The sequence below is a fragment of the Vibrio sp. 10N.261.51.F12 genome, assembly GCF_041471725.1.
Taxonomy (GTDB): domain Bacteria; phylum Pseudomonadota; class Gammaproteobacteria; order Enterobacterales; family Vibrionaceae; genus Vibrio.
Map to the genome: position 1 here is coordinate 128,637 of NZ_JBFROV010000001.1, position 14,114 is coordinate 142,750.

11 protein-coding genes and 1 other RNA gene are annotated in these 14,114 nt (G+C 46.7%); 8 read left to right on the top strand and 4 right to left on the bottom strand.

Going from position 1 to position 14,114, the window contains the following annotated elements:
• Positions 1–10 precede the first annotated feature (10 nt).
• The 3 genes from AB4405_RS00585 (at position 11) to ilvN (ending at position 5,853) form a co-directional block, all read left to right on the top strand.
• Positions 11–3,193 carry an efflux RND transporter permease subunit gene (locus AB4405_RS00585; RefSeq protein ID WP_372059213.1) on the top strand — a complete coding sequence of 1,061 codons (3,183 nt, stop codon included), beginning with the start codon at positions 11–13 and terminating at the stop codon, positions 3,191–3,193.
• 427 nt (positions 3,194–3,620) lie between these two features.
• A complete protein-coding gene (locus AB4405_RS00590; protein ID WP_102468322.1) occupies positions 3,621–5,357 on the top strand; it encodes an acetolactate synthase 3 large subunit in 1,737 nt (578 codons plus the stop codon).
• A gap of 1 nt (position 5,358) precedes the next feature.
• Positions 5,359–5,853, top strand: coding sequence for an acetolactate synthase small subunit (gene ilvN / locus AB4405_RS00595; RefSeq protein ID WP_102468323.1), 495 nt, complete (start codon positions 5,359–5,361; stop codon positions 5,851–5,853).
• A 152-nt stretch (positions 5,854–6,005) separates the two neighbouring features.
• Here the strand turns inward: ilvN and AB4405_RS00600 are convergent, their stop codons facing one another.
• From AB4405_RS00600 to AB4405_RS00615, 4 genes are read right to left on the bottom strand one after another with little or no spacing between them, the layout of a single operon-like run.
• On the bottom strand, positions 6,006–6,710 hold the full coding sequence (locus AB4405_RS00600; RefSeq protein WP_372059214.1) for a BON domain-containing protein: 705 nt from the start codon (positions 6,708–6,710) through the stop codon (positions 6,006–6,008).
• Positions 6,700–7,290, bottom strand: coding sequence for a phosphoheptose isomerase (locus AB4405_RS00605; protein ID WP_102468326.1), 591 nt, complete (start codon positions 7,288–7,290; stop codon positions 6,700–6,702). The genes AB4405_RS00600 and AB4405_RS00605 overlap by 11 nt, the downstream gene beginning before the upstream one ends.
• 2 nt (positions 7,291–7,292) lie before the next feature.
• Positions 7,293–7,703, bottom strand: a complete 411-nt coding sequence (locus AB4405_RS00610) for a YraN family protein (RefSeq protein ID WP_372059215.1) — start codon at positions 7,701–7,703, stop codon at positions 7,293–7,295.
• On the bottom strand, positions 7,669–9,573 hold the full coding sequence (locus tag AB4405_RS00615; protein WP_372059217.1) for a penicillin-binding protein activator: 1,905 nt from the start codon (positions 9,571–9,573) through the stop codon (positions 7,669–7,671). The genes AB4405_RS00610 and AB4405_RS00615 overlap by 35 nt, the downstream gene beginning before the upstream one ends.
• A 62-nt stretch (positions 9,574–9,635) precedes the next feature.
• Between AB4405_RS00615 and rsmI the strand changes: the two genes are divergently transcribed.
• The 5 genes from rsmI (at position 9,636) to AB4405_RS00640 (ending at position 14,102) form a co-directional block, all read left to right on the top strand.
• A complete protein-coding gene (rsmI, locus tag AB4405_RS00620; RefSeq protein WP_102468328.1) occupies positions 9,636–10,499 on the top strand; it encodes a 16S rRNA (cytidine(1402)-2'-O)-methyltransferase in 864 nt (287 codons plus the stop codon).
• A 30-nt stretch (positions 10,500–10,529) separates the two neighbouring features.
• Positions 10,530–10,936, top strand: an RNA gene (rnpB, locus tag AB4405_RS00625) — RNase P RNA component class A.
• Positions 10,937–11,088: 152 nt separating this feature from the next.
• Positions 11,089–12,039: a 16S rRNA (cytosine(1402)-N(4))-methyltransferase RsmH gene (rsmH, locus tag AB4405_RS00630; protein ID WP_102468329.1), complete on the top strand. Its 951-nt coding sequence runs from the start codon at positions 11,089–11,091 to the stop codon at positions 12,037–12,039.
• 12 nt (positions 12,040–12,051) lie between these two features.
• On the top strand, positions 12,052–12,372 hold the full coding sequence (ftsL, locus tag AB4405_RS00635; protein WP_102468330.1) for a cell division protein FtsL: 321 nt from the start codon (positions 12,052–12,054) through the stop codon (positions 12,370–12,372).
• A complete protein-coding gene (locus AB4405_RS00640; protein WP_372059218.1) occupies positions 12,369–14,102 on the top strand; it encodes a penicillin-binding transpeptidase domain-containing protein in 1,734 nt (577 codons plus the stop codon). The genes ftsL and AB4405_RS00640 overlap by 4 nt, the downstream gene beginning before the upstream one ends.
• Positions 14,103–14,114: the final 12 nt, after the last annotated feature.

The following is a 14,114-nucleotide window of genomic DNA, read 5'->3' on the forward strand; positions in this document are numbered from 1 at the left end:
GGGAAGACGCATGAATGCTTTGATTGATGCGGCACTGTCCCGTTCTCGAACGATGATCAGTTTGCTTGTTCTGATCCTAATTGCGGGCGTAGTGACATACAATACGATTCCCAAGGAATCGAGCCCTGATATTACTATCCCTATCATTTATGTCTCTGTTGGGCATCAGGGTATCTCCCCAGATGACAGTGAGCGCCTATTGGTTCGTCCGCTAGAAAAAGAGCTGCGCTCCATTGAGGGTGTGAAGGAAATGACGGCAACGGCCTCTGAGGGACATGCCTCCGTTACGCTTGAATTTAATGTGGGTGTCGACCTTACTCAGGCGATGGCCGACGTTCGTGATGCGGTAGACTTAGCTAAACCGAAGCTGCCTGATGACAGTGACGAGCCAACGGTCAATGAAGTGACGTTTGCCTCTCAGCAACCCGTATTATCTGTCGTGCTCTATGGATCGGTACCTGAGCGCACTATTGTGCAAATCGCCCGCCAGCTGCGTGATAAGCTTGAAAGTTACCGACAGGTATTAGAGGTGGACATCGCAGGTGATCGTGATGATATCGTTGAGATTGTCGTCGACCCACTATTGATGGAAAGCTATGGGTTGGATCAAGGTGATATCTATAACCTGATTGCGTTGAATAACCGCGTAGTCGCGGCCGGATTCGTTGATACTGGCTATGGTCGATTCTCGGTTAAAGTTCCGTCCGTGTTCGAAACGCTCAAAGATGTTCTCGAGCTGCCTGTAAAAGTTGATGGCAAGCAGGTGATTACTTTTGGTGACGTCGCAACGGTGCGTCGAGCATTTAGAGATCCAGATAGCTTTGCGCGACTCGATGGGGAATCGGCCGTTGTTTTGGATATCAAAAAGCGCGCGGGTGAGAATATCATTGAGACGGTCGCCTTGGTCAAAGAAGTGATGCATCAGGCATCTCTGTTACCCGAGTGGCCAAATAATCTTCAGGTTAGATACACCAAAGATGAATCAAAAGATGTGAAGATCATGCTTAATGATCTGCAAAACAATGTGCTGTCAGCGATTATTTTAGTCGTCATTGTTATCATCGCGATCCTTGGTATGCGTACCGCGATGTTAGTGGGCGTATCCATTCCTGGCTCATTTCTTACCGGTTTACTTGTGTTGTCTGTCTTCGGTTTGACGGTCAACATTATTGTCTTATTTTCACTGATTATGGCTGTTGGAATGCTGGTGGATGGCGCTATTGTTGTGACGGAATTCGCCGACCGACGAATGCAAGAAGGCACGCCAAGAAAAGAAGCCTATGCGGATGCAGCCAAGCGCATGGCTTGGCCTATTACCGCTTCCACGGCGACAACGTTGGCAGCATTTGCACCTTTATTATTCTGGCCGGATACCACGGGCGAGTTTATGAAATTCCTCCCGTTAACCTTGATCGCGACCTTGACCGCATCATTAGTAATGGCGTTGTTATTTGTTCCTGTTCTTGGAGGCCTGTTTGGTAAGCCTCAATATGTTTCCAGCGCGCAGCAAGCCAAGATGGTGGCGTTACATGACGGAGAGTTTGATAAAGCAACCGGCATTACCAAGCTCTATTATCAGACCCTTGCGGTGGCTATTGAGCATCCACTTAAAATATTGATGTTGGCGATTTTTATCGCGATAGGGGTTGGCGTCACGTACAACAAAGCGGGCTTAGGGGCTGAGTTTTTCCCTGAGGTTGACCCCCCTTATTTTAATGTCAAGGTGCGCTCTCACGGTGACTTGTCGATCAATGAAAAAGATCAAGTCATGAGTGTGGTGGAAAAAGTCATGCTCAATCATGATGAGTTTGAGAGTGTTTACACAAAAACGGGTGGTGAGAGCGAGATTGGCAACATACAGATCACCCCTGTTGATTGGCAAGACAGGCGTCGTGTTAACGTTATTATTGAAGAGCTCAAGCAAACAACCGACCAATTTGCTGGCGTGGAAATTGAGTATAAATTTCCAGACGCAGGGCCGCCTGTCGAGCATGATTTAGTGGTTGAGCTTTCGGCGCGTTTCCCTGAGCGATTGGATGAAGCCGCGAAAATAGTTAGGCGCTGGGCAGACAGTAGCCATAAGTTAACCAACATCAGCGACTCGTCTAGCAAACCAGGCATCGATTGGCAGATTGATATCCGTCGAGACGATGCTGCTCGATTTGGTGCCGATGCGAGTCTTGTTGGAAACACCGTACAATTTGTTACCAACGGCCTGAAAATTGGCGATTACTTACCGGATGATTCGACGGAAGAAGTGGACATTTTGGTGCGTTTTCCTAATGACAAACGGGACATTGGTCGTTTTGATGAACTACGTGTCAAAACCCCTGTCGGTTTAGTGCCTATTACTAACTTTGCCGAGATTACACCACAACCTAAACAAGATACGATCGAGCGGCTTGATGGTATTCGAATCATTAATGTTAAAGCAGATATGGCTGAGGGCTTTAACCTGGCGATTGAGCTACTGGCATTTCAGCAATCACTTGATGCGCTTGAGCTTCCTGCGGGCATTGACGTTAGGATTCGTGGCCAAAATGAAGAGCAGAAGAACTCGTCTGAATTTCTGCAAAGTGCCTTCTTGGTCGCATTGGCGGTCATGGCGCTTATCTTGATCACGCAATTTAACAGTTTCTACCAGGCGTTGCTGATTTTGAGTGCGGTGATTTTTTCTACGGTTGGTGTTTTCGCTGGCTTGCTGATTTTCCAACGCCCGTTCGGGATCATCATGTCAGGTATCGGTGTGATCGCGTTAGCAGGGATCGTGGTTAACAACAATATCGTACTTATCGACACTTACAATCAATTGCTCAAGCGAGGCTTGGATAAACGAGAAGCAATTTTGAGAACAGGGGTACAACGTTTAAGGCCGGTATTATTAACCACAGTGACAACGATCTTGGGGTTAATGCCAATGGTGCTAGAAATGAACATTGATCTCATTAACCAAAAGATAGAGTTTGGGGCTCCAAGCACACAATGGTGGTCTCAACTTGCAACGGCGATTGCTGGAGGCTTGGCGTTTGCGACGGTGTTAACCTTGGTGCTTACGCCTTGTTTATTAATGCTTGGCAAAAATGTACACAGTACAACCACCTCAGAGCCCAAGCGCTGGAAGTTTTGGCGTAAGAAGCCCCAAAATACGCCAACAGCCGTGACTCCACCAACAATAGCTCCAAGCTCTGAGTAAGCGGCGTTAAATGATGATGTCATAAACTAGGCCCCGTAAGGGGTCTTTTTTATACTATTGATGATGAATGTTGCTGATTACAGATGTTATAACAATGGTTTTGTCTGCTAATTCGCTCTAGGCGATAGTATTTTATACTTAATTTTGCGGGTGTTTGAGATTATATGTTGGATTTAATCTCATCGTAGTGACAAATTATTGCATTTGCGAGGGAATGAAGAATAGTGTTTTTTTTGAGACCTAAACATTGTTAGACCTTGTGATAAGAAAGCGTTACAGTTGTTGCGTAAACGGTGTGCTTGTTATGACTGGCACAACGACATAGCCGAAAAATGAGTGATTTCGATTAGGCTACGAATAAGCCCTAACTATGTAAAACCAGCTCTTCAAGCCATCTGTTTGTCGAGATAACTGGTAAGGAGCAAATATGGAAAACCCTACCCCAGACATGTTATCTGGCGCTGAGATGATCGTTCAATCTTTGATTGATGAAGGCGTACAGCAAATCTTTGGCTACCCTGGTGGCTCAGTCCTCGATATTTATGATGCACTCCATCAAAAACAAGAAGATATCCAACACGTTTTAGTTCGACACGAGCAAGCAGCCACTCACATGGCGGATGGATATGCTCGTGCGACAGGTAAACCTGGTGTGGTACTTGTTTGTTCAGGTCCTGGCGCTACCAACACGATTACCGGTATTGCAACGGCGTACATGGACTCCATTCCAATGATCGTGTTGTCCGGTAACGTTCCGAATAACCTGATTGGTAACGATGCATTCCAAGAATGTGACATGGTCGGCGTATCTCGCCCGGTAGTGAAACATAGTTTCCTATTAAAACGCGCGGAAGATATTGCGGATACCATTAAAAAAGCCTTCTACATTGCCTCGACTGGACGCCCTGGTCCGGTTGTTGTTGATATCCCAAAAGATGTCATGAACCCGCAAATAAAATTTCCTTACGAGTATCCTGAGTCGGTCGCATTACGTTCATACAACCCAACGACATCAGGACACAAAGGACAGATTAAAAAAGCACTGAAAACCATTCTAGAAGCGAAGAAACCGGTACTGTATATCGGTGGTGGCGCTGTGATGGCGGAAGCAGATCAGCAGATAGCTAAGCTCTCTGAGACATTAAATCTCCCAGTCGTTAGTACCTTGATGGGGTTAGGCGCATTCCCAGGCACTCATAAGAATGCCTTAGGTATGCTGGGTATGCACGGTACGTACGAAGCCAATATGGCGATGCATGAAGCGGATTTGATTTTTGGCGTTGGGGTTCGCTTTGATGACAGAACCACAAATAATCTCGACAAATACTGCCCAAATGCAAAAGTTGTGCACATTGATATTGATCCATCGTCGATCTCAAAAAATGTGCGAGCGGATGTGCCGATTGTCGGCTCTGCTGATGTGATTTTAGATGCCATGCTGAAACTTCTCGTTGAGCAGGGTGGCAGCAATGATGAACAAGCGCTTGATGCATGGTGGACTGAGATTGAAAGCTGGCGTGAACGTCAGTGCCTAAGCTATGAAAAGTCCGCGGACCGTATCAAGCCGCAACAAGCCATTGAGGTACTTCATAAACTGACAGAAGGGAACGCATACGTCGCGTCCGATGTCGGTCAGCATCAAATGTTTGCTGCATTGTATTACCCATTTAATAAGCCACGTCGTTGGATCAACTCTGGTGGTCTTGGAACCATGGGCTTTGGTTTCCCTGCAGCGATGGGGGTAAAGTTTGCGTATCCGGATGAAGAAGTGGTTTGCGTAACCGGTGATGGTAGTATCCAGATGAATATTCAGGAACTGTCCACGGCAATGCAATATGGCATTCCAGTAAAAATCATCAATCTAAACAACCGATTCTTAGGTATGGTTAAGCAATGGCAAGATATCATTTATCAAGGCCGTCACTCTAATTCTTACATGAGTTCAGTTCCTGACTTTGCCGCTATCGCAGAGGCGTACGGTCACGTTGGCATTCGTATTTCTCATCCTGATGAGCTAGAAGAAGGGCTAAAGAAAGCCTTATCAATGAAAGACCGTTTGGTTTTTGTTGATATCAATGTTGATGAAACTGAGCATGTTTACCCGATGCAAATCAAAGGGGAAGGCATGGACAAGATGTGGTTGAGCAAGACGGAGAGAACATAATATGAAGCACATTATTTCACTACTTATGGAAAACCAACCTGGGTCGTTATCACGTGTGGTTGGCTTATTTTCTCAACGTGGCTATAACATTGAATCATTGAACGTGTCACCCACTGACGATGAAACGTTATCTCGTTTGAACATCACAACCGCTTCTAGTGAAATGCAGTTGGAGCAGATTCAAAAACAACTGCATAAACTCATCGATGTCTTAAAGGTGCAAGAGGTTACGGCGGTTGAGCACATTGAACGTGAATTGATGATGGTGAAAGTAAAGGCAAGTGGTTTTGCTCGAGCAGAAGTCAAACGCACGGCGGATATCTTTCGAGGTCAGATTGTCGACGTCACCGCATCCCAATACACCGTTCAACTGGCTGGTACCAGCGAAAAGCTCGATGCATTTATTACGGCATTGTCTGAAGTGACAGAGGTTGTTGAAGTCGCTCGTAGTGGTATTGTCGGTATTGCTCGTGGTGAGCGTGCACTTAAAGCGTAAGAGTAGAATTAGGAGACGGCAGTCTTAACTTTACTCATATAAGCGAATAAAGCGACGGATAAGTTATAAAAAAGCGAACCATTATGATGGTTCGCTTTTTGCTATTTGGCGTTAGTAACTCAATAGCGTGTTACTAACGTTGAAGCGAGGCACTACCCTTCAATTTCAACAAACGGTGCTGGTTCTTCAATGATTGGTCTCATTGGTTCTTCCTCTGGTACTTGAGGTGCAGGTGCCGCTTCAGGTTTGACTTCTGTATTGAGTTTTTCTTCGGTCTCGGCAAACTGGAATGCGCGGATAACTTGTTTTACTCCGGAGACATTTCGCGCGATGTCGGTTGCTACATCGGCGTGTTCCTTAGAGACATAGCCCAGTAAGAAGACTTCTTTGTTTTCAGTGATAACTTTAATTTTTACACCGTTAAGACGCTCATCAGTGAGGAGTGCTGATTTAACCTTAGTCGTCAGCCAGCTATCATTACTCATCTCAGTAAATCCGAGTGGCGAATTGATGCGTATTTGGTTGTACACGCGTTTTACGCCATCCAGTGCTGACACTCGAGCGTCGAGTTGGTTTTTTAGCTCTTCGGTTTTGGCTTGCCCCATTAAGACAACAGTACCTCGTTGAGAGCTTGCAACGACTCTAACTTGACCGACGAATGGTGCTTTGTTGGTCATGCCGGCGACCTCAGATTCAAGGGCGCTGTCGTTCCATATTTCTTTGGTTGAGCGAGTGTCGGTAACCAGGTTAACGGTGGTTGCGGCACCAGCCACAAACAATCCCGCACAACCAGACAAAAAGACGCTCATTACTAGTAAGGTGATGGTTTTATACATTTTCATTGCGTTACTCTTCATGCGCAGGGAAAAGGACCTGATCGATGAGATCACATAAGCAGTGTAATGTCACCATATGGACCTCATGGATTCGAGATGTGCGGTGAGACGGGATACGAATCTCCACATCATTTTCGCCCAGTAAACCGGCCATTTCACCACCGTCTTTACCGGTGAAAGCGATGATGGTCATATCTCGAGTCACTGCGGCTTCCATCGCTTTAAGAACATTTTTACTGTTACCGCTAGTCGAAATCGCTAATAAGATATCGTCAGTCTGGCCAAAGGCTCGAACTTGTTTCGCGTAAATGTCTTCAAAGTTATAGTCGTTTGCAACGGCTGTCATTGTTGTGCTGTCTGTTGTCAGCGCCATTGCTGGCAGGCTTGGTCGCTCAGTTTCAAAGCGATTGAGTAAACTGGAAACAAACTGTTGAGCATTAGCAGCTGAGCCGCCATTTCCGCAACAAAGAATTTTATGACCGTTGAGAAGTGTTGCCACCATAGCTTGAGCTGCATGGGTAATGGCGTCTGGCAGCGCTTCAGCTGCTGCAATTTGAATCTGAATGCTCTCAGTAAAGCTTTCTTTAATGCTATCGCGCATGGTTATCCTTGAGTAATCGCGTTTTTTATCCATTCGATATCATCGCCATTATTATGAATAGCGACGACATCAAACCGAAATTCAGTATCGTAAGGAGATAAGCCGTTGCTCATAAGCCAAACCATCGCTGCTTTTTGCAGCTTTTTGGCTTTAGATGGGGTCACCATCTCTTGAGCACTGCCATATTGACGACTTTGACGATATTTTACCTCAACAAAGACAAGGCATGTAGCGTCTTTCATGATGAGATCGAGTTCACCGCATTTTACGGTGTAGTTTTTCGTTAACGTATTTAGGCCTTGCTGGCCTAAATACGTTTGCGCTAGGTCTTCGTAGTGCTGACCAATTTTACGTTTGTCCACGGGGGTTGCAGGTGGTTTATTCGCTGGCGCTTTCTGCCACGGTAGTCGCATTAGGCGATTCCAATTCGTTGCTTTCTTCCGTTTTGTCATCAGCGCTAGTCGTCTGTGATTTTGCTTGACCGTGCACTCCCCATGCAATCTGTCGTTGTACTACACAGTTTGAATCAATCGTGAGTGTCCCAGTTTGCCCATCAACAGAGTAACCTTCCACGGCCTTGAGTTGAGGAAGCTCTTTAGTGAGAGCGTAGGCATCCATACCAAGGGCTTGCAAACGTTTCTCAGCGTTTGAGCTCTTAGGCCAAAACTTGCTGATCTGCGCCTCTAGCTGTTCATCCTCTTCGATTAGCATTGGAATATCACTGTAAACCACACCAGTAAGGTCTTCATATTGACGCTTGCTAGAGTTACTGTGCGAGTCAGCAAACAACTTAGGTTGGCTGGCATCAGGGTTGATGGCAACCTCAATGAACGGCTTAATCAGTGTTAAGTCAGCCCCGTTAGCGACAATGTACACGGAATCAATATCTCGACGGCTTCTCGGCTGATTTTCTAGCTTCATGCCTGTGAGGGCTTCCATCTGAGCGATGCGTTGCTGGCTTTCTTGTAACCCAAACACATTGTTGATGGTCTTTTGCAGTTGTGCGCGGCTACTGTACTGAGCCACAGCAATGTTGTTCGGGCTTAGTTTTGCCCACTCTTCTTCAAAGGCCTTGACGACACGATTACCTAATGAGCTTTTCGGTGCAAGAATTAATGGGTAAGCATAATTTTCTTGTGATAAGTGCTTGGCAGCCTGTGTGACTTCTTGTTCAGGCGAAAGCGTTAGGTAGCACATGGCTTGCGTTGGCTCGATAGTGGTTGGAATGTTCAACGCTAGAGCTGGTATCGGCTTTTCTGCGGAAAGCTGCGCCTGTTGTAGCTTTTCAACATTTTCCTTGATCAATGGACCCACAATAAAGTCGACATTGTTGGCGATAAGTCGCGCTTTAATGTCGCTGGCTGAGGTTTCATGGGTATCGATCACGGTAAACGTGGCATCAGGATCGCGCTGCGTGTCATCCATTGTCGCCATCATGAAGCCATCACGGACCAATTGAGCTTGTTTAGCGTACTTCCCCGTTAATGGAAGGAGTAACGCTGTGCTGTGCGGCGTGGATATCTCAAGGTTAAGTATATCGTAGATGCTCTGTGGGGTATAAACCGCAGCTGGGTGATTATTATTTTCTGCTAACCAGTTTTTTAAGGTGTTTTGCAATTGAGGCAGGCTAGTGCTGAGTGCTTTCATGTAGCTTGCAAGCTGAACCCATCCATCAAGGATCTCTTCTTCTGGCTTAATCTCTAACTGCGAGAGTTGCTCCCCTGAGTATTGGTTGAGGTTATGCCAAATTTTTGCATTGATTGCTTCTTGCTGCTCGCGTGGCGCAAAGCTGGCCATCGCCACATACTCGCGGCTGGATTCAAAATAGTTACCCATCTGCTCTAAGCTTTGGCCTCGTAGCTGATGATAGTGCATCCATTGTTGCTGCAGTAGTGGCCACTCAGCAGGCAGATTGAGCTGCAAATAAGCATCTTGTGCGTTGCCTTGTGCGAGGTTTAACTCAGCACGAGCTAACTGCCACTCAGCTTGTTGAATCGTCGTTAGGTTTTGCTTGGCTAAGCGATTAGAAAGGCGCTGCGCTTGATCGTAGTTACCTTCTTGAATAGAGGCTTTGAAGGCAAGAATGAGCCATTCATTAGCAAACCCACCCTGATCGCTGTCGGCACGCATCAAATACACTTCAGAAGATGAGGTGGGTGCCATCGTAATATCAACGCTGCTTGGCGCGCTTGGTTGAGTTGAACAAGCGGCAATGGACAGGGCCAATGCAATGGGCGTTAGCAGACGCGTTACACTATTTCTTTTACGGTTCATCATTGCCATGAGCTCTTTAATCACTATTCGTGTAAAATCATTATATTAATCGTTGAAGTGATGGTAAACAAATGACAAGCAACAAAACCATTCATATTGAGCAACCAACGCTCTTTATTGTGCCAACTCCCATTGGGAACCTTGGTGATATCACGCATAGGGCACTAGAGGTGTTGCATAGTGTGGATATTATTGCCGCTGAAGATACCAGACATACTGGCAAACTTCTTTCTCACTTCAATATACAAACTAGAACATTTGCGCTTCATGATCACAATGAGCAACAAAAAGCACAAGTTTTAGTTGAAAAATTGTTATCTGGCGAGTCCATTGCCTTGGTATCAGATGCTGGGACTCCACTCATTAGCGATCCAGGGTATCATCTTGTATCACAATGTCGTCAAGCTGGCGTTAATGTTGTGCCATTACCTGGTGCATGTGCGGTGATCACGGCGTTAAGCGCCTCAGGCCTTCCTTCTGACCGATTCAGCTTCGAAGGCTTTTTACCTGCCAAGAGCAAAGGACGCAAAGATAAATTTCTAGAGATTGCTAAAGCTGAGCGTACCTGTATTTTCTATGAATCACCACACCGTATTACGGAATCTATGGCTGATATGTTGGAAGTGTTAGGCCCAGACCGTGAAGTTGTGTTGGCACGAGAGTTAACCAAAACGTTTGAAACAATCCAAGGCTTACCTTTGGGAGAGCTCATTGAATGGATAGCAGAAGACGCTAACCGTAAGCGCGGCGAGATGGTGTTGTTAATTCACGGGCACCGCGAGGCGGCGATCGAAGGTTTACCGGATGAAGCCACGAGAACACTCGGTATTTTAGTTAAAGAGCTGCCATTAAAGAAAGCGGCAGGCATGACGGCTGAAATTTATAACCTTAAAAAGAACGCTCTTTACAAATGGGGGCTAGAAAACCTTGAGTAATTGCGCGCGCTCCTATACAATCCGCGGCCTGAAGTTGACCAGATAGTCGCTGCTTCATTGACGTCCCCTTGAGCTTGTCTTGGGGGAGACTGATGGAGGGGAGGAAAGTCCGGGCTCCACAGAGCAGGGTGCCAGGTAACGCCTGGGGGGCGTGAGCCCACGACAAGTGCAGCAGAGAGAAGACCGCCGATGGCTCTATTTCTTCGGAAAGAGCACAGGTAAGGCTGAAAGGGTGCGGTAAGAGCGCACCGGACGACTGGTAACAGTTCGTTGCAAGGTAAACTCCACCCGGAGCAAGACCAAATAGGCTTTCACATTGCGCGGCTCGCGTAAGGGAGCGGGTAGGTTGCTTGAGCCAGTGAGCGATTGCTGGCCTAGACGAATGGCTATCACCGCTTAGGCGGATACAAAACCCGGCTTATAGGTCAACTTCACCTTTTAAGAAAAACCCATTACAAATTGATTTTGTGATGGGTTTTTTGCTTTTTTATCACCTATCTTTACGTTAGGCTGAACTTAACCAGATGACGTTACTTCGTGAAATCAGTACACTTGTCATCTTTGACCTACGCAACTCTTGAGATCACCAATGAGCGAATCTTTTCAACACGTTTCAGTTTTACTGCATGAATCCATCGATGGCTTAGCGATTAAGCCCGACGGTATCTATATTGATGGCACATTTGGTCGTGGTGGTCACAGTCGTCAAATTCTTTCTCAATTGGGTGAAAACGGTCGCCTGTATAGCATAGACCGTGATCCTCAAGCCATTGAAGAAGCAAAGAAAATTCAAGACCCTAACTTTACTATTATCCATGGCCCATTTTCAGGTATCGCGGAATACGCGCAGCGTTATGATCTCGTCGGCAAGGTCGATGGGGTGTTACTTGATCTTGGCGTATCGTCACCGCAGCTTGATGACGCGGAGCGTGGCTTTAGTTTTATGAACGATGGCCCGTTAGACATGCGTATGGATCCAACATCTGGAATGCCAGTGTCGCAATGGCTAGCGCACGCAGATTTGGACGATATCACTTGGGTGATCCGTGAATTTGGTGAAGATAAACACGCGCGCCGTATTGCTAAAGCCATTGTTGCGCACCGTGAAGATGAAGAAAAAGAGCCGTTAACACGTACTGGTCAACTTGCAAAATTGATCTCAGATGCGGCTCCAAAAAGCTTTAAAGAAAAGAAACACCCTGCGACGCGTAGCTTTCAAGCCTTCCGTATCTATATCAACAGTGAGCTTGATGAGATTGAAACGGCATTGAAGGGCGCGGCCAGTATTCTTGCTCCTGAAGGGCGCTTATCCGTGATTAGTTTTCACTCGCTCGAAGACCGTATGGTGAAGCACTTTATTCGTAAGGAAAGCCGTGGACCTCAGGTTCCACATGGTATCCCTATGACGGAGGCGCAAATTAAAGCCTTAGGTAGCCCGAATCTTAAAGCGGTTGGAAAAGCGAGAAAGCCAACCGAGCAAGAAGTGGAAGTGAATACACGCTCAAGAAGTTCAGTACTTCGTATCGCAGAAAAACTATAGCGGACGAGCCGGATGTCTAACGAAACTAAGCATAATCTCGCCAAAGTGATACTGTTTGACCTCTTAACCGTCGGTCGAGTGCCACTTATTATTCTTATGCTTATTTTTGCCACGGCAATGGGGGTGGTATTCGCCACCCACCATACTCGACAAGCGGTGAATGAAAAAGACATGGCATTGCAAGAGCGTGATCGACTTGATAACGAATGGCGAAATTTGTTGTTGGAAGAGAATGCGCTCTCAGAACATAGTCGTGTTCAGGCTATGGCGAAGCAAGAGCTTGATATGCATCGTCCTGATGCGAGCAAGGAAGTAGTGGTTTCTCTCAAATGACAAGCAAAAAAGCGACGAACCCTCCCAAGAAAAAAACACCACCGCAATCTCCACCACCAACGATCATTCCTTGGCGCTTTCGCACGGTACTAGGAGCTATCATTGTCATTTTCTTTGCGCTGCTTGCTCGTATTGGTTATATCCAGGTGATTGAGCCAGATAACCTGATCAAACAAGGGGACTTGCGTACGGTTCGAGTGAAGGCGTTGCCATCGGCTCGCGGAATTATTTCCGACCGAAATGGTGAACCATTAGCGGTCAGTGTCCCAGTACAAGCTGTCTGGGCCGATCCCGCTACGATATTTAAGAATGGCGGCTTTGACGAAATTGATCGTTGGCATGCCCTTGCCGATGTTCTTGGCCTTGACCGCAAAGGCTTAATCACCAAGATTAACAAGAATAAATCGCGCCGCTTTATATACCTGCAGCGCCAAGTAAGCCCGGCGATGGCTAAATACATTAAGGAGCTCAAGCTATCCGGAATCGGGTTAAAGGCGGAATCTCGTCGTTATTATCCCGCCGGAGAAGTGAGCTCTCATCTTGTTGGTGTCACGGGTATCGATGGTCACGGCTTAGAAGGGGTTGAGCGTAGCTATGATAAATGGCTCACTGGCGAAGCCGGTAAGCGAATTATTCGCAAAGATCGCTATGGTCGTGTTGTCGAAAATATTTCTCTTGAAGAACGAGAAGAAGGCAAGCCACTTGAATTAACTATTGATCAGCGTTTACAAGCCATTGCCTATCGGGCGGTTAAACAGGCTGTTGCAGATTATCGCGCCACCTCTGGTAGTGCGGTGATGATTGATGTAGAGAGTGGCGCGGTATTGGCAATGGTCAACGCGCCGTCATACAACCCCAATAATCGAAGCTCTCGCCAATCATTTACGATGCGAAATCGAGTGATCACCGATTCACTGGAACCAGGTTCAACCGTGAAACCGTTTGTGGTGCTTGCGGCATTAGAGGCGGGTACTGCCAATGATAAAACCGTGATCGATACGGGTAATGGCATCATGCAAATTGGAGGTAGCCGGGTACGTGACACCTCCAAGGTTGGCAAGGCTGATCTGGCAAAAATCTTACAAAAATCGAGTAATATCGGTGTTGCTAAGTTGGCACTTGATATGCCACTGGAAGCCTTATTAGGCATGTACAGCTCTATCGGGTTTGGGCAGGTATCTGGCCTTAACCTTGTAGGAGAAGCGTCGGGTATTTTCCCTAACCGTCGTCGCTGGTCAAAGTTTGAAATTGCGACACTCGCGTTTGGCTATGGTATCTCCATTACGCCGTTACAGTTGGCGCACGCTTATGCCACGTTAGGCAATGCGGGTCTGTATCAACCAGTACACATCATAGAAAATAATCAGCAAGACCTCTCGAAACAAGTCATGGACCATGACAATGCCCAGCAAGTCCTACATTACCTTGAGGGGGTGACTCAACCCGGTGGTACGGCGACACGAGCGGCGGTACCGGGTTATCGAGTCGCGGCTAAAACGGGTACCTCGCGTAAAGCCAGTGCCGGAGGCTACAGCGATGAGTATGTGGCATTAACGGCCGGTATTGCACCCGTGAGTCACCCTAAGGTTGCTTTGGTTGTGGTGATTAATGAACCGCAAGGTGATCAATATTATGGCGGTTCGGTGGCAGGACCTGTGTTCTCAGAAATTATGAAAGGGGCGTTACAGATTCTTAATGTGGCGCCTGACGAAAATCAGTTTCAAAAATAAGTGAGTGATTCT

Excerpts from the sequence above, each read along its gene's own strand:
- AB4405_RS00585 (WP_372059213.1), top strand. The coding sequence starts at position 11 with ATGAATGCTTTGATTGATGCGGCACTGTCCCGTTCTCGAACGATGATC.
- AB4405_RS00590 (WP_102468322.1), top strand. The coding sequence starts at position 3,621 with ATGGAAAACCCTACCCCAGACATGTTATCTGGCGCTGAGATGATCGTT.
- ilvN (WP_102468323.1), top strand. The coding sequence starts at position 5,359 with ATGAAGCACATTATTTCACTACTTATGGAAAACCAACCTGGGTCGTTA.
- AB4405_RS00600 (WP_372059214.1), bottom strand. The coding sequence starts at position 6,710 with ATGAAGAGTAACGCAATGAAAATGTATAAAACCATCACCTTACTAGTA.
- AB4405_RS00605 (WP_102468326.1), bottom strand. The coding sequence starts at position 7,290 with ATGCGCGATAGCATTAAAGAAAGCTTTACTGAGAGCATTCAGATTCAA.
- AB4405_RS00610 (WP_372059215.1), bottom strand. The coding sequence starts at position 7,703 with ATGCGACTACCGTGGCAGAAAGCGCCAGCGAATAAACCACCTGCAACC.
- AB4405_RS00615 (WP_372059217.1), bottom strand. The coding sequence starts at position 9,573 with ATGGCAATGATGAACCGTAAAAGAAATAGTGTAACGCGTCTGCTAACG.
- rsmI (WP_102468328.1), top strand. The coding sequence starts at position 9,636 with ATGACAAGCAACAAAACCATTCATATTGAGCAACCAACGCTCTTTATT.
- rsmH (WP_102468329.1), top strand. The coding sequence starts at position 11,089 with ATGAGCGAATCTTTTCAACACGTTTCAGTTTTACTGCATGAATCCATC.
- ftsL (WP_102468330.1), top strand. The coding sequence starts at position 12,052 with ATGTCTAACGAAACTAAGCATAATCTCGCCAAAGTGATACTGTTTGAC.
- AB4405_RS00640 (WP_372059218.1), top strand. The coding sequence starts at position 12,369 with ATGACAAGCAAAAAAGCGACGAACCCTCCCAAGAAAAAAACACCACCG.